We start from the raw sequence: 25,340 nt of genomic DNA, 5'->3' as shown, positions 1-25,340 counted from the left end.
CAGAAGCACCGAGTAATTGATGAATATGACCGACCAGAAGGGGTATAAAACAAAAATCCCCGGTTCGAATGAACCAGGGATTTAAGGGTAGGTTTGGTTTAAAATGTTAGCGGTGAGCGATGATTACCTTCTTTATCAGCATGCCTTGAGAAGACTCAACTTTGATGAGGTAGACGCCTGCAGAAAGTGTCTCAGTATCAATTTCCTTGCTTTGCTCTCCTTTCTCGAAGACGATTTCACGCACAACTTTACCCATCTGGTCAAACATAACCAGAGGTGTTTGCTTGGTGGCTATGGCCGGCAAGGTTATGACCAATTCCCTGTCTGCCGGGTTAGGATACACCTCAAAGTTGTTAAATGAAGGTTCCTCAACAGCAGTCACCACCTTAGGATTATTAAGATCGCGCACAATGTATGACTGGTAAATGGCTTTCGTGATCTCATCCTGTAAGAACACTACGATAGAGATATCATCTTCTGGCGCAAAAGCAGAACCATCAGCCCAAGGCAAGGCAATGCGATGATTCGAATCTTTTATCAACGAAGTAAACTTAGTTCCGGCAGCATTCGGTAACATTCTTCTCAGCACATAGTTGAATTGCGTTTCACCTGATGGAACGGTACCAATAGCTGAGTTCAGACTTGTTAAGACTTCTTGCTCAACGATCATCACATGTAAGATGGTTGCCCTGTTGCTCAGGTCAATCAATGGGCTAAACTCAACAATTATGCTATCGGCTTCTAGTCCTGTTCTATCCAAATCTACACTCAGATTAGCATCTGCCAGATCAAGAATGCGTTTGTCGAATTCACGTTGTCCCCAATCGCTAAACATCAGGTCTTGTCCCTCAGGTTTGGCACCATCAAGTCTGGCATTAGGCACAGTAGCGATACCATAATAAAGAGCACGAGCGCCTGGATCATCGGGGTTTATGGCATTGAATGGATCTGCCCCCGGGAAGGCAGCATGGTAATTAACCTTAATAATTTCAACACCTTCTGACTCAGATACAAAGCTTCTGATCGCTTGATTTTCAGCAGCAATGCGGACATCCGATGAACCACTGTTGGTAAAGCCTTCAACAAGTACAGTTCTGGTTCCATTACCAATACGTACGTTGTCAATGGCAAAACCATCTTTTGTTTTAATTGTGGCTGTAGATGCAAGTGCAAAACGGAAGACAATCTGGGTGTTGTCATTCAGTGGTCCGTCCAGATCATTCAGCTTATGTTTGGCTGTTCTCCAACCTGTTGCAGTTTCTGTCCAACCATAGTCACCATCAGTCTGGTCACCAGGTCTGGCTGCAATACCTACTTTATTATACCACTCAACCCCTGTGCTTTCCTGGTCAGCAAAACTGCCCAGTCGGTTCCACACTTTGGCGGGATCGGCAATATTTAAATTATCGGTAGAGTACTCAAGTACCACACCATCAATATCATCCAGGTCTGTGAATAAATCGAAAGTAATAATTGGCCTTTCTAATCCGGTAAGGTTTAGGCTAGGACTATAGAGAGCAGATTCTTCATTTGCATTATAGGCACCGCTTAATCTAGTAATCCATACATTGACGCCATTTTCTGTTCCATTTTGGATAGTTGTTTTAGCCGCTGCACCACGTTGCCAGGAAACATTGGTGCCAAAAGGAATCCAGTCATTTTGGTTGGCTGCATTTTCAAAATTATCTTCGAATGCACTGTTGGCGTCTGTTGCTTTTTCAGGTACAACGACCACCGTTTTGGAAATTTCATCCACACAGCCTCCGGCAGATGTTACCGTAAGTGTTATGTCGAATACACCAGAAAGTGAGCTGTAATCACTGAAGACACTTGATGTAGTGGTAAGTGTATTAGGGAAGACACCTGGTGTTGACTCGAGTAATTTATTTCCAATATCTGACAGGTTGGTGATATCAATCTCCGAAACGCCTTGGAAAGAGAAATCGGCTACCGGTATGCTACCGACTGTTACAGGCCTGCTGGCAGTATTACTGCAACCAAAAGTAGATGTAGTAACCAGCGAAACATTATACTTGAGCGACTGTGTAAATGTATGTACTGTATCAATACCTGTAGCTTCATTTGGGTTATTACCGGTTGCATTGATGTCACCAAAACTCCAATGATATTCGCTGATGCTTCCATTGGCAATGGTACTTGCATCAGCACTAAAGTTTAATGGAATACCCTCGCAATAAGCGGTAACTACTGGTGTGTTTGCTGTTTCTTCGCTTTCATAAGAAAACTGACTGACAGGGTTAGGTACAACTCTTATGATAAGTTCACCAGTGGCTGAGCAAGGTGAGTTATTTTCCTTATATGTATAGCTGACAACTATATTTTTATAGGCATTGGTGATGCCGATATTTACAGCTCCAGAAATTAACATCGGATTAAGCGTGGCTGTTCCATTACCATTATCCACAAAAGCACCTCCTGGATAATTAACTATGGGTTGTCCATCTTCAGAGGCTAAGGTAAATGTACCGACAGAAGCGCCAGTGGAGGCAGCAGGATAGCCATTTAAGATAATTGCACCCCCAGCTTCACAAAATACCGGAATACTGCCATCATTAGCCGTTATGTTACCGGATCCAATCTCGATTACAGGTATGGATGGAACAAAAACTTCAACCTCCTGACGAATAGGAACGATAACGCTGGCATCGGCCTTACTTCTGTACTTACCTGTAAACTCAATCCTACCCAGCGATCCTCCTTTATAGTATGTATTACCTTGAGGTGTCAATTCCCTGAATTTCTCATATGGATTCTCTGTAATTGCAGGTGCCTCAGTATTAGCATTTAAGAGTTTAGTATAATCCATTCTATAATCTCTGAACTGTTGAGCAGGATTGACAGGAATCTGCATGACAGGTATTGTGTTAACAAGACCTCTCCAGGCTGGACCATAAATGGTTTGTGATGCTGAGGCTGTTGTGGGTATATCTGTGTATAGTTCAAGTAAGTCATAACCAGCCAATGCATTACCCTGTATCGTTCCGGAAAGAGGAAGGATACTTACTGATAAACCAGGGAATTGAGCATTCACTATACATTGTTGCGTTCCCAATCCTGGTATGGCCTGAGTATGGTCGTAAATAGTGTATTGTTCAGCCACTGTTGAAACACAACCATTCATATCAGTATGAATCATCGTGATATTGAATGCATTATTGATTTGTGTAAGGCTTAGTTGATCGTTGGTTACACCAGAACCGGTAAAGAAAGAAGGGCCATAATCATTCGCAGGTACTTCAGGGATTAAACGAACGATGGAACCTCCTGAAGAATTAAAATTATTAGGTATAGCCGTTACAACATCTGTAATTGCGATGGGCGGTGCAGAGAAATCATTTGCCTCTGAATAACTGTTAGTGAAACTCAGCGGGGTAGCAGCACTTGAAACAATGGTACCCAGTACTGTTCCGTCCGCCAGTGTTGGTATGGCATTACCTGCAAAACGTCTGATGTTACCATTCACATCAGCGTTATTGGCAATAACGGAAAGATTAGAAATGATAATCGCGTCTAGGTCTACAACATTATCTATAAAGAAAGATATGTTCAGCAGTGTATTGTTGAGGAAATTAAATTGAAGTTGAGCCGGATCGAAATCTGTACCTGTCAGAATAATATCGGGCTGTACATCCACATTAAACTGGAAGCCGGTTGGAAGAATAATATTGAAATTCTGAGCACCAAGATTAAACTCACCTGAACTACTCTCCGCAATAATAATCGGATCGGCTAACAGGGCTTCGCTGTTTGCACAAATCTGATACAATGGTTGATTTAAATATAAAGATGCAGGCGCAGGTGGAGCTGTAAATTTAAATGTTGGATTACCAGCACTTCCGGTTCCTACTGCATAGTTGGCTGTTCGCGGTCCAAAAGGAGCTGAAGTAGGTACAGGTGCAGGTAAAGCATCATTTTCAGCATACATCCATACATCGTAAGTAGTACCACTCGTCAGATTGGCAACAAATGTTCCATACTGTAACGATTCAACTTGCTTTATATCAATAACACCTCTTGCAACTGGTATTCCTAAATATCCGGCAAGCGGATTTTTAATCTGAGCGTTGGTAGGAGCTGGATTGCCAGCATTAACGATCATAAAGTAAGCCTTACCAAACTGATTGAAAGAAGCGTTAATAGCACCTCCTGAAGGTGTAAAATAATACTTTGTATCATCAGAGTTTATCATCGTTGGCGGTGTCTCACTCGCAATTTTGAAATACAAAGTTCCATTGTAAGAAATTCCACCAAAGAGGTTCGTCCCGTCATCAGCAATACCGGTACCTGTATTGGAAATAGGGTCAAAAGTACCACGCTCTATTGTGAGGTAATAAACGCTGTCTGCTTTTAATACGGTTCCAGGTGGTATGTTAAAAGTTAAGGGTGTTGGGTTAGTAACAGATCCTGCAACAGGCTCACCAAGGGCATATCTACCATTTGCAGCAGTGAGTGTAGCAATTAATTTATTGTTTTGACGATCATATAGTTTGGCAGTTGCATCGTAGGTCCAAACCGGAACATCAAAAGTCAGCGTAATTGTACTTTGAGCAGGATCGACATTTAATTGTCCATTCTCTGGGTAAGAGCTAACCAAGGCAGGGGGGCGGGTAGAGGCAAATGAATATTGCTTACCAGTTACATCCGCTTTTGAACTACCGGCAGTCACATTGAGCAAACTGTTAGTGCTTGTGCCAAAGCCTCCATCGAGTAGTCTGGGGGTTAGTTTAGGTGTGCTGATATTCGCTGTGGCGTCTACATCAACCATGATATAGTAAGTGAGAGAAGAATTACTATTATTCAGATTTCTGGGCCCAGGGAAAGTAATGGTTACCATGTCCTGAGCAGTAATAGATAATAGTGGATCAATGACTGGTGATCGGCCCTCTGTAACAATTCCGCCAAAAGCAGTTACGTTAGTAGAACCTGAAAATGTTCCTGTGGTAGATTCAAATACCCGGAAGTTTTTTAAGATTGTTGTAGCTGAACTTTTGTATGGGAAATCAAAGATGATCGAGAATCCATTCAGTCTGGGTTCGGATGCAGTTTTTCTTAGCGTATTTATATCAACACCGAAAATAACTACGTTGGTTGAACCTCCTTTAATGTTAGGTGAAACAACTACACCATTTGTATTTTCTGCTGCAGTAACGTGAATTACATCCACAACTGAACTGGCGGTTGACCCTGCAGTATTGCTTGATAAACCGTTTGAAGTTACAGTATATGTTCCAGCGGCTGATTTGGTATACTGTAAACCGCTAAAGCTTAGGATTCCACTCACAAAGTTTCTGGCCACGGTCGAAGTCAGGTAAGCATCACTGGCAATAGTAGCATTAAAATTAAAGTCAAGGTCTACTATACCATTGTTGTCTCGTGCCTCAACCACTGGCGTAATTGAAATGGGTTGATCGATACCTTCAATGGCCGCTGGCTGTGTAGTAAAGTCAAGGCGGGTTGCAGTCACCTCAAGTAAGTTCCTGTTAGCTGGAGCAGTAAGTGTACCTGGAGGATTACCAGCAACATAGCCTGCAACAGGTTCGTAGAATCTTGAGCCACCTCCAAGGGTAGCACTGATGATACTAAGTTGAACAGGGATATTATCAATAATGACAGCAGGTGTATTGAAGAAGGTTGCTCTCAATCTAAATAACCTTCTACCATTATCTGGAGCGGTTATGCCCAGAGCAGGACCGAAGGTAATCTGACCTGCACTACCTACAATTACAAAGTCTGAAGCATCCTTTTCTTGTATCTCTACATCATTTTCATCATAGATGGCAATTCTTCGTATCGCCTCATGATTTTCAAAACTAAAGGTGATACCATTAAGAACTGTCGCAGCACCATCCACATCACTAGGTGTTCCATCTGCATCACCATCCGAAATTACTAACTCTAATAAGTTAAAGCTATTACTTGCATCAATATTCGTTGCTTGATGAAGTATGTAGGGAATGTTTTCAGGTAACTCGTAACCATTTTCTGCTGTAATAAAAGATTCGAAAGAAGCTGCTACATCAAATTGTGCACTCACGGCCGCAGTTGGCAACGCGCCTAGCTGATTGTTTGTAGTTACAGGTACAGTAAGGGTAAGGTCCTCACCATCTTCCTCAAACTGGAAGGAGGGTGCTAAGGTCGCAAAATCATATAAACCAGCTACAAAGTTTCCTGTGGGCTCATTGTTCATTGCGAGTGCGAGTGAGTTGGTAACAGTGCCAAGTGCACCTGTGTAATCCGTATCTACGTTATTGTTAGCATCGCGAGCACCTAATACCATGTAAGGATTATCGACATTGGTAAAGGTACTAATGTTAGTTGCGTTCGGGTTGACGAGGAAATCAATTTTGGTAGCAATAACCTCAAGTTTATTTTCATCACCACTTGCTGTACTTACAATACCAGCAGGGCTGTTATTAGCAAATTGCGAGGAGGTGACATTGCGTGCCGTTACATTGGCTACGGTGAAACTGATAACTTCATTATCATCCACTGTGTTTAAGAAACTGGCCTTCACGGTTAAATCATTGTCAGTGTCGTCATTGGCAGTGAATTCAAAACCTGAGAGTGTAATTTCTCCGGTTACTGCATTGATGTTGCCTGCAACATCAATCTCCACTAGCTCAGTACCTCCGTCATATAGCGCAATGTTTCTTAAGTTCTCCCAATTGTTTATACCCAAGGTTATACTCGTCAATACAGTTGGAGTGCCATCAGTATCATTTATTAAACCACCATCTCTTACAAGGAATTGTTCTACTTCAACACCGCTGCCAGCGGTAATATCAGCAGTCTGGTGATTGATATATTGAATATTAGAAGAATATGAGAACCCTGGATCTTTTATAATATCCGAAGCATTAGAGTAGTTGACGGTAAATGTAATACTCTGCGCTGTAGTTAATCCAGCAGAACTCACAAAGAGATTGGTTGTGCCTCCGGCAGGACCATTGCCCGCACTGGTTACATTGAGCGCACCATCAAAAGTAATTATACCATTATTGTTAGTCAGTGTTGTATTGGCTAAAGGGTAGGTAGCCGGTGTCTGGCTACTTACTGCTGGTGTACCTGCATAGTCGCTGTCAAGGTTGCCATTTGCATCCCTTGCTTTAACAATAGGTGAGGGATTTATTGGCGCATCATAATTTTGAGTGGCGTTTGGTTGTGTAGTAAAATCTAACCGGGTCGCCAATACAGCTACAGTATTGTTTCCGTTCCCTGAAGAAGTATTACTTGGTTGTAAGGCACTGCTCTGCGGGCTAGCGACTAATGTGAGATCAGTATGACTTATGCTGAATTCAAAGTCTTCGTTATCGATCTGATCAACAATAGAAGCATCTATAGGATTTCCAACCGGACCCTTTAATACAATTCTTAAACGATAGGTTTTAGAAAGGCCATCAGCAATAAAACCCAGATCAGATGAGAGTGTGTTACTAATTCCGGAGAAGGTGATCTCAGTACCAGCCACATTTAACACACCAGCATGAACGTTTACACCATCACTCAGTCTCACTGAGGCAATTGCATGATTCCAGTTAGCAAGTACGGCATTATTTCCTGCTCCTTGAGTTATTTTAATTTGACTGATTCTGGTGGGTAATCCATCATTATCCTCCAGTGTTATACCATTGGCCCCGGCATCATCAGTAATGGTGAAGTCAAAGTTGTCAACAGCACTTATAATCGTATTGCTCAAGGATGAAATTGTAGCAGGCTCTGATGCAGCCCCAGCAGTGATTTGGGTGAGGTTGGTAACTACGGCAGTAACATTTGTACTGGTGGCTGTAGATACAGGTGTTACGCCAGTACCAATTACCCTTATCTGTGTTGTGCCTGTTTCACTCAGCGAATAATCGTTAAGTGTAAGTATACCACCGAGCGGGAATGCTATGTGACCTGTTACCTGATCAAGTGCATTGGTGTTATTGACTGTAACACTCTCAGCATAGCTTATGTCCAGGTTGTTATTTGCATCAAGTGCATGTACTTTAGGCGCAATTGCTAAAGGAAATTTAGAAGCAACACCAATCTGAGCCTGGGGCTGTGTAAGCACTCCGGGTGTTCCTGGCGTACGGAATACAAGTTGTGAAGCGATAACATTTACCTGATTATCTGTACTACCAGATTGAACCGACTCGGCTGCCTGCAGGGTAGAGCTTACCTGGTTATTACTTGTGTTGTTATAGGTGAAGCTTGCGTTATTAATTTCAAAAGCAAAGTTTAACCCATCTATGCTGGCAGGTAGTGTTCCGCCAAGAGAACTCTTTAACCAAATCCTTAGTTTGTATTCTTTGGAAAGTGCATCATTTATAAAACCAAGATCCGCCACTCCCGATGATGCAATACCGGTAAAAATTATCTGATTATTAGTTATAGAAGTGGCTACTATTGAATTTGTACCATCAGTTAATACCGCCCCTTCAATGGCTTGTGTCCAATCTGTAATGTCATTTCCTGTTCCTTGAAACACCGTAAGTGCTGAAAATTTAAAAGGGGCATTATCTAGCTCAGCAGTTTCATCGGTTATTGTAAAAGTAAAGTTATCGATGGCCTCGCCTTGTGTATCAATCAAGGAATTAATGCTCGCAGCAGCAGCAACATAGTCAAGTTGAGCAGATGCAGCGGTTGTTGTTGAAGTGTTAAGAGTTAGAGGACTTGTAGTTCTATAGTCTGTATTGTCATCGGTTACTGGAGAGCCACCATTATAATTTAGCGGATAGATAACCAAATCATAATCCGCACCTGATGCGAGTCCAGTAAAAGTAACATTTTGAGTAGCTGCCGCATTATAAGGAACATATAATGCCATTCTTGAGTCATTAGAAAAAACACCGTCTGGAGTTGTTACTGCACCATCAACTACAGCAGGGAAACCTACCACTGTGTTTCTCTTTAATTGAACAAAGAAATAATTGGCCTGTACTGCAGGTGCAACTGCATTTGTCCATTGTACTGTTAAACTAGTTGTTGTAGCAGACTGTAAACTGAAACCTGAGACAGCATTTGAAGGTTCTGGGAGTACAATAGAATAATAATCATTCCCACTAAATGCACTATTAAATGCAGCAGATAAAGCATTTGCTGCCGCATCGATGATCGTTCCGTTATTGACAACGTCAATTTTTACAAGACCAGGCCCGCTTATGGCATTAATGGTGACTGTTCTTGTGTTGCCACTTCCCGTAATTACAATAGGAGCTGTGTAGTTAATGATTCCATTTGAAGTAACCACAAAATCAGTTGCGTCCACACCGGAGACAGCTTCATTAAAGGTTACCAAAAAGGAAACGTTAGGTCCAGAAGTACCATTGGTTGTACTCCAACCGTTGGTAGCTGAACTAATATCAATAGCTGTAACGGATGGAAGCACTGTATCAATAATAATTGCCTTATCATCACTGATTGAATTAACAGCACCTGGAGTTGGTAACGTGAGTACAGCATTAATGTTCACAACATCACGAATGAGCGATGTACCTGGCAGGGTAAGGGAGTTAACATCAGCATAGTCAAGATCGCTTGTATTTTGTCCTGCAGTCACTATGTAACGAAAGGTAAGCGTGGATGTAGTTGTTCCTGATAAATAATTGGCCACACCGCCTGAATTAAGTGCTAATTGGGGTGTACCGATCACAAAAACGTTTTCAGAAAAAACAACCTGAATATCGATAATATCACCTGCATTGTAGTTGGCATCAGCCGCCAGGGTTGACACTGAGGTGATTGTTGGTGCTTGCGTATCAATTCTGAGATTCTTTAAATCCGTAAGGCGATTAGGATTAACAGGCAAGGTAAGGTTTGCTGTATTGTTGTTTAAATCTTCAATCGTTGCTGCTCCTAAATTAAAACTAGTCACATCAAGATCTGCTGTATTTTCACCAGCGCCAACGGTGTAAACAAAGTCTATAAAACTAGCACCTGAACCAATGATTGTGGCTGTTGCGCCTGTATTTAAGGTAAGCGTTGGCGATCCAGTAAGATTTATTGTTTCATTAAAGATTACTCTGATAGCGATATTAGCTCCTGTAGTGTATGAATTATTAGGTGTAGATGAAGTAATACTATTAATAGTTGGTGGTCGGGTATCGATTACAAAAGAAGGAGAAGCATCGCCAATATCTGTATTGCCAACAACATCAGTGGCACCACTGCTATTACTTACTACTGCGGTGGCTGTATTCTGAGTCTCCACTGTTCCATTGTGAGTGAAAGTTTGTGTCCATACAGTATTGCCAACAGACCAGGCACCAGGTGCTGAAGTAAAGTTATTAGTGGGGGAGAAGGTAATGGTTGGTGACGTAGCCGGGTTCATCGCCTCATCATAAGTGACCGTAACGGTCTGTGTAAGCGCAGTTGGTGGTCCAACATGCACTGAACTTGAAGAAACGGTAACCGTTGCTATAGGATTGCGGGTATCCAGCAAGAAGGTTTCATTGCCACCAACAGCTAGTAGGTTATTGTTCAGGTCTCTCGCGTTTCCGGCATTAACTGTGAATGTTTCCGGATTGAGGGTTTGTGCAATGCCATCATGTTCATAGACTATCTGATAAGTGGTGGCGTTTGACCAACCATTTGAAAAGACTGACCAATTAGGAGAGGTAATTCCAAAAGAAGGTGTGCAAGCGCCACATTGGTTCATGGCTTCACTAAATACAATCGTAATAGTTTGTCTCAACAATGGCGTTCCATCGTAGAAAGGATCAGCACTGGCCGTGATGCTTGAAATAGTTGGTGCAGTAACATCATCAAAATTATAAGTTACACTTGTAAATGCAGCACCACTTACACCAGAAGAGCCAGATATGCCCAGGTTTGAAGTATTAGGTGTTAAGGTTAATGTAATGGCAGGAGTTAGATTAGAGACATTGTCCTCAACATCTGCTACAATAAAATAGTAAGACGAGGTTCCATTAATAGGTGCTGTAAATCCTGTAAAATTAATTGCGTTACCAGGTGTAGTTCCCGTAGCCAGTGTTGTAAGTGTTCCGGTTGAATAATCGTTGGTTGTAGAATGTACAAGTCGAATGTTATTGAACTTGCCGTCTGGGTCAACATTGGTAGTGAGGTCGAGTGTAGTAAAGTCAAGACTACTGCCTGTAGTCGTTAATGAAAATCCCAGAATGGCAATATCATCGCTGCTGCTGTTCAATGTTGGTCCAGCAGCTACACCGTTGAATATTTCTATAACGCTGGTGTTCGATGTTACCGTAATACTGTTGGTATAAGCAGAGTTAATAGCATTGGCCGTAACACGCATGGAAGACGTTCCGGCATTAGGAAAGTTAAAGCCAGAAGGGGTGAAGTCTGCAATACCTGAAATAAAATTGGTAGGCGGACTATTCGAGCCAAGATTATCAGGATTTGTTGTGCTTACAGTTAAGGCATTGTTGAAGTTTAGGTCACGGTTATTGTGAACATCGGTGGCTTCAAATATCGGTTGTGTCGCCAAGGCTTGTGTCGCTATTGCTGCACCGGATGGTTGTTGGGTTACCCGAATGGCTGTGGCAACAACTGCAATTGCGCCATTGCTTGCTCCAGATTCAATTGTAGTTCCGTTAAGAATTTCACTGCTTGATGGCGATGTATTATAAGTAATATCAGCTTCTGCCAATGACATTGTCAAATTCCGTCCGTCTACATTGGTAGGTGTTGTACTGCCAAAACTGCCAATGCTTGTTTTTAACCATATGTTTAGCAAAAAATCCTTGTCATCGTTATCGTCTATTCTTCCAAGCGTATTGGATGAATTTGTTCCACCTCCTGAGTTGGCAATACCCGTTATAGTTAGTGTGTTGGCATCAATTGTGATGTTCACAGTCTGAATATTTCCATACTCATCAGCCAAATCTGCACCTTGAATAACGTCTCTGAAATCATCAATATCATTTCCTGCTCCTGGTCTAAAAATCAGTGAAGACAGGCGTGTCGGAGAGCTATCTAAACCATCATCATCCACATTAAACCGTATTACGGTCATTTTGACTCCGCTTGTGTTTGATATGGATGATAGTGTAGCAGCAGCGGAAACTGTAGTTAACACACCCGCTACAGCTGTAGCAGTTGTTAATTGACTAACAGCGTTTACGCCACCTGTTACGGTGGTGTTATAGCAGATATTGGCGTTATTAAATTCATAAGCCTTAAAACTGTAGCTTGTGTTTGATGAGAGCCCAGTAACAGTTACGTTAGTTCCTGTCCCAACATAAACCGGAAAATAATCGTTGCCTGAAACAGTAATGGCTGGAGTGCCTGATCCAAAATCAGCATTTCCAGTATATGAAGTTCCGTTACCTGGATTCTCACCAGAGAAGGCTCCATTTCTGGCAAATACAACGATCTGATCTCCGCTACCCCGGGTCCAGTTAACCTGCATTTGAGTTTCTGATACCAGAGAAAAGCTAAGACCTGTTGCCTGTGTGGCAGGAGGAGCGCACGGTGTAAGTTGATTACCCTCTAATGGACTTGATTCTTTATAATTGATCGCATCGCCTGTCCCTGCAAAAGAGTAAATTCTATAATAATAATTGGTCGCAGAATTTAAGCTGCTTTGGTTAAAGGTTGCTGCAGCACCTACATATGCAATTTCCCCATTTCCTAATACATCACCAGCAGTGTAAGTTGTTCCGTCTACTGGAGCTGTTGTGGCATGGGCACCCACTCTACGCACAGCAATAAAACCAGTAGATGCTGGTGCACCTGAGTTAGCAGTAAAATTCACTGTAAAAGATGTTGGCGTTACCGTGGTAAACCCTATAGTAGTTGGTGAGTTTGCGGGTTGTGATACTAAGGTAGAGCGGCTTGCGGTCACTGCAGGAGTTAAATAAGCAGCTGTTGTAGTACCTGCCCCATTATACTCGTAAACTGCAAAATGATAAACAGTCCCTGCTGTTAGTGCCGTTACTGGAACCGATGTGCCAGTTCCATCATAGATTACTCTGTTACCAGTACCAATTTGTGTGCCTGATCCAAAAGCAGCATTAGCAGTATAGCTGGTAAAATCAGTAGGATCAGCATCAACGGCAGAGCCTTGTTTTGCCAATACGATGCGTCTGTCACCATTTCCATTAGTCCATGATACCGTCATGGTGGTAGTGGCCACACTCGCGAATCCTATAGTGGAAGCTTGCGTAGTTGGCTCGGTGCTTCTGCTTCCTGTTAAAGCTGTAGTGCGATAGTTCTCAGCACCCGTACCCAGCGTACCGTTTACTTCAAAGACAGCCACATGATAAACAGCATCTCCACTTAATCCAGTAATCACAATGGGGCCACTGCCTGCACCTACTACCTTATTGCCGTCACCACCAGGACCAACTTCTGTTCCGGCTGAATAATCAGCATTGGTAGTATAAGATGTTCCATCGGTAGGACTAAAGTTAACGGCAGTGCCTTGTCTGACAACTACAATTCTAGATTCACCTGGACCATTGGTGTAGTTAACAGTAATGGAGTTGTTAGTAACAGCACTGAATACCATTGCTGTGGTTGAGGCCCCTGGTTCTGTGGCCTCTATAGTAAAACGACTTCCTTCTAATGGAGAAACAGTGTTGTAGTTGATCGTGGCTCCACTACCGTTGAAAGAGAAGATATCATAAAAATATTGCGTGTCCTCTGTTAAACCGGTTTCATTAAAAGTGACACCGGCACCAACAAATGCAACAGTACTTGTCCCTATGGTATTGCCAGCTGTATAGGCTGTTCCGTCAACTGGTGCATCTGTAGGAGAGCTTCCTGATCTTCTTAATGCTATGTAACCTGCAGGGCTACCCGTAGCTGCTGTGTAATTAACTGTGAAACTTGTTGAAGCGGGACTGGTAAAATTAATAGCTGTTGGTTGATTGGCTGGTTCAGTTGCTAGAGTAGATCTATTACCTTCTAATGGCGCACTCCCTGTCAGATAGTTGTAACTTCCTGTAGATCCATTGAATGAATAGATTTTATAATAATAGGTAGTGGCAGCACTTAAGCTACCATCAGAAAAATTCACAGCATTTCCAATGTACACCACCACGCCATCGCCTAAGACCTCACCTTCAGTATACTCAACACCGTCAGCAGGATTTGTTGTTGGTGCTCCACCATTTCTGCGCACAGCAAAGTATCCATCAGGTGCACTCGCAGCTGCTGTAAAACTAACATCCAAAGAATTGTCGGTAACATTACTGAAAACGATAGCAGTAGGTTGATTACCAGGAGCATTTGCCCATGTTGTTCTACTTGCTTCCAGTGGAGCGGTAGTAAGGTAATTGATAGAGGCACCACTTCCGTTATAGGCAAATACATCGTAATGATAAACAGTGGCTGCGGTAAGCGTGGCGTCAGCTAATGGTAAGGTACCAAAGGCTCCAACAAATTCTACGGTACCATCTCCCAAAACAGCATCTACTGCATAAGTAACTCCATCCACAGGAACAGCAGTAGGAGAGGCTCCGTTGTTTCTGATAATAATGTAGCCATCGGGTGTGCCGGTAGCTTCTGTAAAGTTAAGTGATAAAGTTGTGATATTAACACCTGAAAACACTGGGGCAGTTGGTTGGTTGGCAGGTTCCGTAGCGAGCGTTGTTCTATTGGTAGTTGGTGCTCCGGTAAGCAAGAAGTTTGGTCCGGCAGCTTTATAAGCAAAGATCTTAAAGTAATACACAGTGGAAGCACTTAATCCAGTGTTCCATTCATATGTAGTGGCAGAAGCGCCTACACTAATGGCACCAACACCATCTCCAAGGTTCGAATCATCTGCAGGAATGGCTCCAGGATCAGCAAACGTACCAGTTGTATTGGCTAGAATTAAGTAATTGGTTCGTTGTGCATCGGCAACGTTACTCCAGGTAAGGGTAAGCGAATTTGAAGTAAAGGCGCTTACGGTAAAACCTGTTGCATTTTCAGTTGGGTTCTGTGCATAGCCATCATTGACCAATAATATCACAACCGAAGCAGTAAGTAATAAATAGCGTAAAAATGATCTCATATTAACAGGGGTGTTAAAGCAGATTAAGAATGTTTGATTACTAGTGGTTATTATAAATCTCCTTTGGCATCTAGCTTAAGGAGCATTACTTTTCTAAAGTCGATACCAAATTCAGTTGAGCCAAGCACAAGGTAGCCGCCATCTTTGGTTTGAATTACACAAGCGCCTTCTTCATCTTGTGAGCCGCCATAATTTCTCACCCACACTTCTTCGCCTGCGGTATTTAGTCTTACAATAAATAAATCGGTTCCGCCATTACCAGTGGTATTTACAGAAGCGCCATTGCCTAATAATACCAAACCTCCATCATTAGTGCCCTCTATAGCTTTACCTTCATCATTGCCATTGGCAAAGTCCAGGTTTTTTGAAAAAAGCGGAGCCGTTTCTGCTGGGCTGAATTTAACAACATACATATCGTTATCAGTGCCGGTAGCACTGGTTCCTATCAACGCGTAGCCAGAAAAGCCTCCTTTAACTTCACATGCATCGCTGGCAATTTCATTCGATGCATTTGGTTGATCGGGCTTTACTGAGATTGCCTGCTGGTCGTTTTGATTATAGGTGAATAAACGCATCTCACTCTCCGTGGAGCCACCCCACACCAGTTTCTGTTGCGTGTTTACAAAAATTTTACGTGCTACAACACCAATGCCGTCTCCGTAAAAACGCTGCCAGGTTCTTGTTAAATCGGTGGATGATATTTCAGTTACCATCATTTTGTTGGTGGCGTAGTTATCGACAGATGCCAATACAATAAAATTACCATTACCATTTAAAGCGATGCCTTTTCCTGTAATGGATACATTCTCCAATTCAGCATTACCAGTTTCAGCTGCTAGTTCAGCACCACTTACAGATTTGTGAGGCGTAAACATTTGTGCATCATTTTCAGCGATGGCAACACCATTTTTTAACGGCACGCCATCTTTGTTAACCAATAGCAAAGCCAGATTTGCTATTGAAGCGCTTCCTGGATTTGATAGACTTTGATTGCTGAGTTCTTCACCTACAATAGCGTAGTTCTCGCCTTGTTGCATCATCATAAAGCCTCTAAGACTATAAACGTTGGCACCAGGCTGATCTAATTCGCTATCAGCAGGAAACTTAGGGTACACTTGTTCCCAAAGTAAATTTCCGTAAAAGTCAGTTTTGATAAGTTTTATTTTATAAAAAAATACAGACTGATTGTCTGTTCCTATTTGAATATTGTTGAGGATGAGGTAGCCATCACTTGTTTCAATAACCTGCTGTGGCAGGTGACTATATTGGCTTCCAAAATAACGTAAAAAGGTGCCTTCATTCGCCAGATCAGCATTTTCTTCTGATTGGCAAGCAACTACAAACAGCAGCAGGATGAGAATTAAGCGATTCATTATTATTTTATCAATTTCTTAGGTTTGAAATAGGGGTAGATCAAACCAATGGAGATTGACGCCTGATTGATCTTGAAATCATTATTAACGTAACCGTATCGGGTTAATATTTCTACATTATCACCCTCCATTTTGTAACGGTTATCTTTATTGACAATATTATTAAGACCATGGTAGTAGCGTAAATCTGCTGTTAGATAGACCGTTGCAATCTTAATTTTACCTCCAATAAGCAAGACGCCTGCAAAATTGAGCGATTTGTAGTTGTCGGTATTATCCAGCTCAGCACCACTCACATCATCTCCACGGGGCTCTAACTGAAGCTCTCCCAAAAATTTTGAGCTATTGGCAGCCATGTACGAGGTAGAGAATCCTGCTCCTGCATAGGGTTGTAGTAAGCCGCGTAGCAAGGTCTTTTTAAACATATAATTGCCAATCAGGTTAAACTGAAATGTGCTTTGCTGTATGATCGCCTCCAGTCCTGTGGCATCAATGGTGTTATCGGATGTATTGTCATCACTGAATGCTTCCGTATTGGAGTAAGTAAAGGAATGCCCGCTTAATAAAAATTCAGGGGCAAGTACAATTTTATCTTTGAGAATATTTTTTTCCAAAGCAAGCCCACCTACAAAACGCGCATTGCTCTTATATGTACCCTTACCCTGACTGTTGGCAAAAATGTGGTAGTGTTCCTGCACATGAACACGGGTGGAAAGCAAACCACCTCTTATACCAATGGATAAAACAGGTTTGGTGCGGAACTTTGCATATAAATTCCTGAATTCAGCAGGATCAGCATCACTGGGTTTAAAGAAATTATCAGTTCTCAACAGATCAAGCATTGCCTCATCAGCCTTCTGAGGTTCTTCAAGATAGATGTATGTCAATACAAGTAATTTGTAAGCTTCAATCTTTTCGTTTTTAGAAAAATTATTCAAGCAATCATCCAGTAAACTTTGCATTTCATGCAAACGCCCTTGTTCATAGGTAGCACGTGCCGTTCGCAGGGTTTGAACGCAACGCGGATCAGTCGTTGTTTGTGCTAATCCTATGGATGCGACCATTACAAGCAATGATAACGGCAGAACCGTTTTTATTCTTGGGGACATAATCTAATATTCAAATAGTCAGTCTATTTAGCTTCAGGCAGGTTACTACAGGTAACTTCACGCGTAAGCGCTTTGTCAACATTAATTTCCCACTCTTCTTGTGTTAAGTTTCTGGTTAAATAATTACAGAGTAAGTTCGACATGGTTTTCATGTTGGTTGGCCATGCATGAATGGTCTCACTTGATTTTTCAGAGTTGCTGTTCATACCAGCCAGTAACTGTTCATCATCCAGTGTAAACACGGCTGTTCTCACCCAGTCTGCATGGTCATCCAATACAATAGGCTGTTGATTGAGCTGACTTAGATTCCATAGACGAACTGTCTTATCATAACTGGCAGTAGCCATAAAGGTACCCGTATGATTAAAAGTAATTTGTTCAATGGCAGAAGTATGTCCGGATAAAACACGCATAGGAATTGAGTTGTCCAGGGTTATTATCCTTACAAGCCCTTTAGCATCTCCAAACACTAGCTTCTTACCATCTCGGGTAAAGCCTGCCCCAGTTAACGGAATAGCTACTGTTTTACCGCCCCTGGTTTCGTTAGCCGTTTTAAATAAAGCAGTAGGGGAGAAGTTGTTGCTAATATCCCAAATGAACAAAGTACCATTGTTACCTGCTCCTGCTAATTTCTTACCGTCTTTACTCAGTACAATGCCATTAATCTTTTCTGTACTCTTGATTACTTCCTTAACCGTACTCAAGTCCGAATACTTAATGCTATTTCCTGCATTGTCTCGTGCGAAAAAACCTTTGCCATCATTGGTGAAATTCAGGTTGTCAATGTCAAAAGTAAAACCACTAATCTTTTTAGGAGGTGTAGCCATGTTACGCAGATTATAAAGCTCTACATAATTTTGAGTAGACAAGCCATTAGCCAAGCCGCCCGCGATCATGTAATCTCCGTCAGGACTTATATCCAGACTATACACTAAGTAGTTACTGCGTTTATCTACCAATACTTCGCTCGACCATTGATTGTTGCGATAAGTCCAGGCAAGAATGCGTCCATCACTACCACCAGAGTAGATCTTTCGGGTTTTAGCATCGCTGATCAGAATACGGCAAGCACCTGCATCGTGGCCTAATAGGTTTTTAGTAAGCGGATCTTCTTGCTTTTTTAACGCACGGAACAGACCTGTGTAAATATCATTGTCGTATTCATAACCCTTATAGGTGTTATTAAAAATAAAAGCTTGCTGAGCCAATAAAGATTGTAGTTCTTTATCAGGTTGCTCTTTTGATTTTACGGCAATAGACTTAGCAGTAGCGATATATTGGCGTTGTGTGGCCAATGTACTGGCTTCTTCTGCAATTCCTTTTTGCTTGATGGCAAATTCGGCACTCGCATTGGCTTCCTGTTTGGCTGCTTCTGCTTCCGCTTCTCTTTGTATGGCAAGGTTTCTTTGCTTATCTGCTTCTTCTTTTTCTCGTTTTGCAACACGTTCTTGCTCAAGTGCTTCTTTTGCAGCTTTATCCGCTCTTACCTTTTCTTCTTCCGCTTTGTCACGTTGTTCTTGCGCTTCTTTAGCCGCAAGCGTAGCCTTGTTTGCATTTTCCTTGGCAAGAATTTCCTGCCGCTCTGCATTTGCTCTTGCCTTATCCGCTTCAGTTTTCTGAATAAAAGCAAATACAATTCCCACAAGCGCGATAATCATACCACCGGCCAAAACCAAAGCCACAATACGGGCACGCTGTAGTTTTCTTTTCTGCTCTAATTCTTTAATGCGCTGTTCTGTCTCGAATTCTTTTTTAGAATATTCGAGAAAGATCATCGTACGCTCAAAGGCAGGGTTGTAGCGCTGACCCCAAACTAAAGTGGGTTTGTGTTTGGCCTGCCAGTTAAGTGCTAATTGTAAATCAGGTGGCCTCCAAAGACCCGCTTTTCCGACCTGGTACATGGCAGCAGCTTCGGCAAGGCGTGTATACATTTGTACAGCATCTGCTTCATCGTCCACCCAGTTTTTCAATCGAACCCAGATACGCATCAGAGATTCGTGAGAAATATCCACCATTGATTTTGATGCAATGGGTAAGCCATATCCTGGTGTTAGTAATGAACGACCTGGTTCACGGAATTTTTCAATCACCGCCACTACATCCTCTTCGGAACAATCGGCAATGGCCGCTATTTCATTTAAGCGGGTGGGTCTTCTGATACCAAAATTTTCTCCACGTTTCTCAGTAATTGCTTTGAAAAGGATTTCACAAACACGCTTTTGTTCTTCATCCAATTCATCGTAAGCTTCATTGGCGTGCATACTCAAGGCCTCGGACATGGTACCGATGGCTTCGTAGTGCTTCAGATCAAGTGCCTCTGCATCGTAGTCTCTGTACTTGGCCCAATAAGACCAGGTACGCATCAAGGCGTGCTGGAGAATAGGTAGCTGATCGGGGTTGTCACCTAAATCATTTAAAAGTTGTTGCGACAGGCGTGGGGCAATGGTTGCACCACCTACCGCTACGGGTCCTTCAATAGCCCTGCGCTTTTGATCGCGCGTCATTTGAGGGATCAGGTAGTGACTATCGTTTATTTTTCTGGTGAGTTCAGGAAATTGAGCGCACTCACCAATAAAATCTGAACGCATGGTGATGGCCACATAGATGGGGGCATCAGGATAATTAACAGCCTCCATCAATAAATTGATAAAAGCTAAAGATTCATTTACTGAATTAGGGTCTGTTCCATCTTTAAAGCGGAATAATTCTTCAAACTGATCGACTAAGATTAAATAGTTTACGTCTGCTGAGCGTCTGGATTGCTCCACTGCTTCCACCAAACCAAGCGAAGAGCTTCTTAATAAAGTTGAGAAAATGGTACGCTTGATTCTTTTTTCCTCGGGGTCTGCAGAAATGTATTCTGGATTATTCTTGATCAGGGCTTCAGCCATGTTATCGATGGGGCCACCTCCTGGGCGTGTTACTACCACCTCCCAGTTAGGACTTGCATCGGTTAGGAAACCACCATACAAAATGGGAAGTACCCCGCAATAGATGAAGGATGACTTACCGCTACCACTGGGACCGATAACACCAACGAATCTACTCTTGGAGAGTTTGAGAAGCACCTCGTCACTTTGGCCTTCACGACCGAAGAAAAGGTGGCTTTCATCGATTTGAAAAGGTCGCAGCCCGGGGAAGGGGTTGGCGGCTACTTTATCTACAACTTCCATACTCATGTTGCTCGATTAAAATTCTTTTAAGAAGGACTTAACATTTTCAAGGGAGTGTTGTGCTTCTCCCTGAAATACTCTGATATTCTGGCTGCGATAAACTTCTGCATTAATAGATGTACCAATGCCTGTGTAAATTGCTTTGCCCATAATGGGTTTCTTTCTTCCAAAGCCTGGTGCCTTGAGCAAGTCAAGCACCTTCATTCTTACCCATTGCTCATTTACTTTACCCTTAAAGATGATGGCTGCATCAAAACTTCTCAGGTTATCAATATGCTTTTTTCTGAGATCAAGTAATTCTCCTTCAAACTCGGGTAGCAGAACTTTATACCCTGATTTCTCAATAACTTCAGCCAAGGCCTTTACTTCCTGCTGATCTACCCGGTCATGTACCAGGTAAACAGATTTGCCCAGTTCCGCGCCAGAACCTTTGCGCTCAAGTGATTCTACAAGTTCTTCACGCATGATATTTTTAAAATCCTCAAGCGGTGTTTGAAGAATTTCTGCACCTTCCTGTGCTTCTACATCACGCTTAATACTTTCGATAAATGATTTCTGACGGTCGCTGGCATTGGCAATTACTGGTGATATCCAGATAAGGCGAGAAAACTCACTGTTATTCTGTTTTGCTTGTAAACTTCTTTCAGCGGCTAAGCGGTTTTGGATATCAATAATGGATCTCTCTGAGCCTTCTGGTATTTCACCATAGGCGCTACCAATCAGGTGAATGGACAAGCTGCACTCTTCCAAATCTTTTCTGACTACTTTTTCCAACTCACTAGAGGTGCCGGGTAATGTTTGTTGAGGCATTACTATGTAGCCGTGGCGTATAAGTTCACGTTTGATAATGTTACGCTGCACAGAAAGATCGTGCCCAGTTTCGGCCAGGTAAATATTTTTGCGCTTGTAAATGTTTCTTATTTCAGAGCTCTTGTTAAGTGCTCTGAGTTGCATAAGTGAATCAAAGATGTCGTAGGCTAAATCGACCATCTTCATCCAGTATTGACGTTCAGCTTCCAGACTAAAGTAGTCAGTATACTCTTTCGTCTCACCTGTTTCTGTATCAATCTGATACATTTCATAACCGATCAGTTCTCTTAACCTTGGGGGTTGTTCCTGATTATTCAGCGGTGTTTTAAAAACTTTAAATACCCTGTTGGCTTTTCTTTCAGAGTTCTGAATGGCCTTGTAGAACGTTTCAACATTATCCAGACATCTTCCGGATTGAATAAAGTCTTTAGAAAGTACTGTTGCCAATACACCTACGTTGGTCATATTAGGGGCAGTAATAGTATCGTATTCTGACTTTAGGAGGATGTTAGGTTTCTCGCCCAACACCTGCATAAGCATTAGCTCCAGAAAGCGCTTAAAATCAGACACCCAGCCAGTGGTTTTCTTTTTCTGGGTCTCGTTGTCGCTATCGGCAAAAACTATTAATACATCAACATCGATTTGCATGAGGGGGCAGTTATGGTTTTTAGTTTCTTATGGGTTCGCTATAGTGGTTGCTTGTGTTACGTTTTTAATTAATTGTTGTACTAATTCATGATGATTAGCAATTACAAAATAAAAATCTGTAAGACTTATTCTAAACACGATACTTCTTTCACTGGCAATCATGGTATTGGCTTCTGGTGCAGGTGCATCCTGAAATAAGTCTCCGTATACATCTCCCTTTTTCATTACAGTGACTAAACGGTCGTCATGTTGAAGGCGCACTTCGCCATGCGCCACCATCAGTAGGGGCGTATCAAGTGTGCTTGAAGTAAAACTCACGGTTTCACCTGCTCTCAATTCAAGTGGTGTGATCTTATCTACAAGATCACTCAACATGACTCCATGGATATGCTGGAAGGCTTTCAATTCCTTGAGGAAGAAAACCATTTCTATACCCAGGAAAAAGCCATCATCGAGTCCATCCAATAGTTGGTTGTTTTCGATTGAACCATCCAGGAATTTTTTGTCCTTTAAAGGCAGCCTATCTACTACTGTTTGATAGGCTTTCTTGTCCTTGTTATAAGTAACCCAAGCCGCTGTTTCCTGTAAAAGTTTATCTCTGTTGAATAACTGCGCAATTAACCCTCGGCTTACCCGGAATTCAGGTAAGTATGCCGCGGCATGTATTGCACACATCTTAGTCCAGCGATTGTTCTGATTAAAATCGCGGTTGAGTATATAATTGATTACCTGGATAGGCGTATAGGTTTCCCTGGGGAAATACACTTGCAATTCCTCCAGTTTTACAGCAACCGGCTTATCGTCAAAAAGGGGGAATAACTTTGGTTTTAAATCGTTATCCACGAAAATATCCATCAACTCCAGCGCAAAGGTGATTCCATCAGGGTCTCCGGAGTCAATATTTTCGCGAACAAGCTGTACGCTTTGTGGATCGTACAGTAGTGATAAGAGTAAGGTGATCTGGTCAAAGTTCTCCGCGATTTCTTCTTTGAGTGCCAGTCTCAGGTATTGGAAATATTCGTTTTTGGGTAGTTCAGTTACTGCGGCCAAATTCCACATGGCTTTGCCAATTTCTTCATCAAGCAGCACCATTACTTCCTGTGCTTCTCGGCCTGTAGCCTTGTAATTGATATAACGCAGGGTGTATAAGATTTGCTTAACAATGCGTTTATCAGGATAGTCTGCTTTTTTCCAGAGTAATTCAAGTGCAGCAGGGCCTCCAATGCGTCCCATAATCTGCACTACCCTTAGCATCACCAGATCGCTCTGGCTGCTTTTATGAAAGGCAGCATCTAATGAAGGTAGCACAGCTTCGCCAGCTTCACGTAACGCAGCCGCAGCATGATGTCCGTAGGCGGGAGAATTCAGTAGTTCAATCAGTACAGGCCAGGTTTCGGGGCGCTTTACCTTGCGCGCTGTCAACAATGCTTCATAGCGAACACGGGGATCTACATCCCGCATTAGTTCAAGTAAGACAAAGATTGTGCGCTGGGAAATAAGCTTGCGCAAAAGCTTGGCTGCTAAAATTCTATCGGGTGATTTATTGGATTTCCCCAACTTCATTAATTTGTCGGGAGAAATGGAAAGCAGGTCGCTGTCTTCTGACTCGCCTATGGCTTGCATTGCCAGTGTTTTTGTCTCTGAAGACTGTGCGAAGTCCTGATCGATGCCGAGCTCTTGTATTTTGCTTTTGGCAAACTCCCTTACTTTTCGATTTTCGTTGTCAACAAGCTTGATTAAGGAAGACTCAAACACGGCCGGCTCGAGCTTCTCCATAAGCTTAAGCCCATAGATAACTTTCTCTTCACCCGAGCTATTCACTTCAAGTTCAAGTACGTTATTGACAGTAAATGCTTTTTCGTTCTTTTTCTCTGCGGAGGCACGTTCTTTCCCCTTACTTAATGCGCCTTGCAGGGTTTGTCTGTAGGTAGCATTTAAGCGATTGGCTATGAAGTACCAGATGGCAAACATAGGAATAGCGAAAATCGTAAAGTAAATCAGTTGCGTAAGCTGTACTTTTAAGATAAGCAGGATGAGTGTACCTGCGAGTAAGTTCCCTAGTGCCAGGACAGTCCCTTCCAGTTTGGTCTGCACATCAAGTCGATGTTCGCTATCCACCGGTAGCATATACAGCTTCATTACGGGTTCATCCAGGGCTTCGCGTGTAGCCTGCATGACCAGTTTGCTCATGGCAATCATGATGAAAAATATAACGAACGATTGACCGGCAGCAGCAGTATAGCCAAAAGAAAGCCCCAACAGTAAAGCACCTACCGTAAATAAACCAGTAAGGATAGGGTTGATGATGGAGGCCACTCGCATGCCATACATGGAAACAATTTTATCAGCAGCGAATGTTTGGAAAAGGAAGCTGAAGATTACGACAACCGCTTCAAAGTAACTTAAGAAAGTGGGTACATAATCCTTATCGAAATAAATCTGGGTGGTTTGCAGAAAAGAGAAATCGACAAATCGCAAAGCCACCATGGTGATGATGACAAAGATCGACATGTAAAAAACGTATCGAATCTTAAAAATTTGCAGAAAATCAAGCTTTTGGTGCTTTCTCTTTTCCTCGGCCAGGGAGGCACCATGCGATAAAAATCGAATGGAGAGAATTGCAAAAAGCAAAAAGTAGCCCGTAATAGAAGCTAAACCGATGGAGTAGAGCGCAGCTGTGTCGACATAATTTAATATCTGGGGAATTGAGAAGAAGGCAATCAAAGAGGCAATCAGGAAGCCCGCATCCACACTTCCCAACAAGCGTTTAGACTCGCGTAAACTGAATAAACGGCCAAATGATCCCCAAAATACGAGTAAGGTTATAAATGTAAAGGGTAAAATAAGGGTGAAGCCAATATAATGTATGGTGTCTGGATCGCTGAAAAAACCTTCTCCAAACTCAATCAAAGCTGTTAATGAAATAATAGTAAGGAGACTAACACCGCCCAATAATATGAAGGGAATGCGATTTTGGAAGAAATTGTAGACAAATGTTGCCGTTAGAGCAAAAAGCCCGGATACGACAAAGGCGGTGGCCAGGTCTTCCTGATTAGGATAATGTTCCAGAAATAATGACTGCGCTGCTACTGTGAGGCATGCAATAAACATCCCCATAAAAAAACCCATAACGAGCAACAGGGTCATTCTTCCAGATTCTTCAGGCTCAATGCCTAAGGACTTATATAGTTTAGATAGCATAGTTTGCGACCAACATCCCTAAAATTCGGTATAATCAATTAAA

General features: G+C 42.4%; 6 protein-coding genes. All 6 read right to left on the bottom strand.

Annotation, left to right across the window (positions count from 1 at the left end; all coding sequences use genetic code 11):
- Positions 1–106: 106 nt before the first annotated feature.
- The 6 genes from ACO1XM_RS17015 to ACO1XM_RS16990 all read right to left on the bottom strand — a co-directional run bounded on the left by ACO1XM_RS17015 (position 107) and on the right by ACO1XM_RS16990 (position 25,297).
- Positions 107–14,983, bottom strand: a complete 14,877-nt coding sequence (locus ACO1XM_RS17015; RefSeq protein WP_486231185.1) for a T9SS type A sorting domain-containing protein — start codon at positions 14,981–14,983, stop codon at positions 107–109.
- A 50-nt stretch (positions 14,984–15,033) separates the two neighbouring features.
- The gene (locus ACO1XM_RS17010) at positions 15,034–16,356 is read right to left on the bottom strand and encodes a hypothetical protein (RefSeq protein WP_486231183.1); all 1,323 of its coding nucleotides are present in this window, start codon (positions 16,354–16,356) and stop codon (positions 15,034–15,036) included.
- A gap of 2 nt (positions 16,357–16,358) precedes the next feature.
- Complete coding sequence (locus ACO1XM_RS17005; protein ID WP_486231181.1) at positions 16,359–17,420, bottom strand: outer membrane beta-barrel protein; 1,062 nt, start codon at positions 17,418–17,420, stop codon at positions 16,359–16,361.
- Positions 17,421–17,488: 68 nt separating this feature from the next.
- Positions 17,489–20,644, bottom strand: a complete 3,156-nt coding sequence (locus ACO1XM_RS17000; RefSeq protein ID WP_486231179.1) for an nSTAND1 domain-containing NTPase — start codon at positions 20,642–20,644, stop codon at positions 17,489–17,491.
- 9 nt (positions 20,645–20,653) lie between these two features.
- Positions 20,654–22,096, bottom strand: coding sequence for a DUF4062 domain-containing protein (locus ACO1XM_RS16995; protein WP_486231177.1), 1,443 nt, complete (start codon positions 22,094–22,096; stop codon positions 20,654–20,656).
- 27 nt (positions 22,097–22,123) lie between these two features.
- Entirely contained in the window at positions 22,124–25,297 is a 3,174-nt protein-coding gene (locus ACO1XM_RS16990; RefSeq protein WP_486231176.1) for a HEAT repeat domain-containing protein, read from the bottom strand.
- Positions 25,298–25,340 lie beyond the last annotated feature (43 nt).

It is taken from the genome of Chryseotalea sp. (assembly GCF_057350905.1).
Note: the sequence above shows the minus strand (reverse complement) of the source record. Positions and strands in the feature narration are given on the sequence as shown.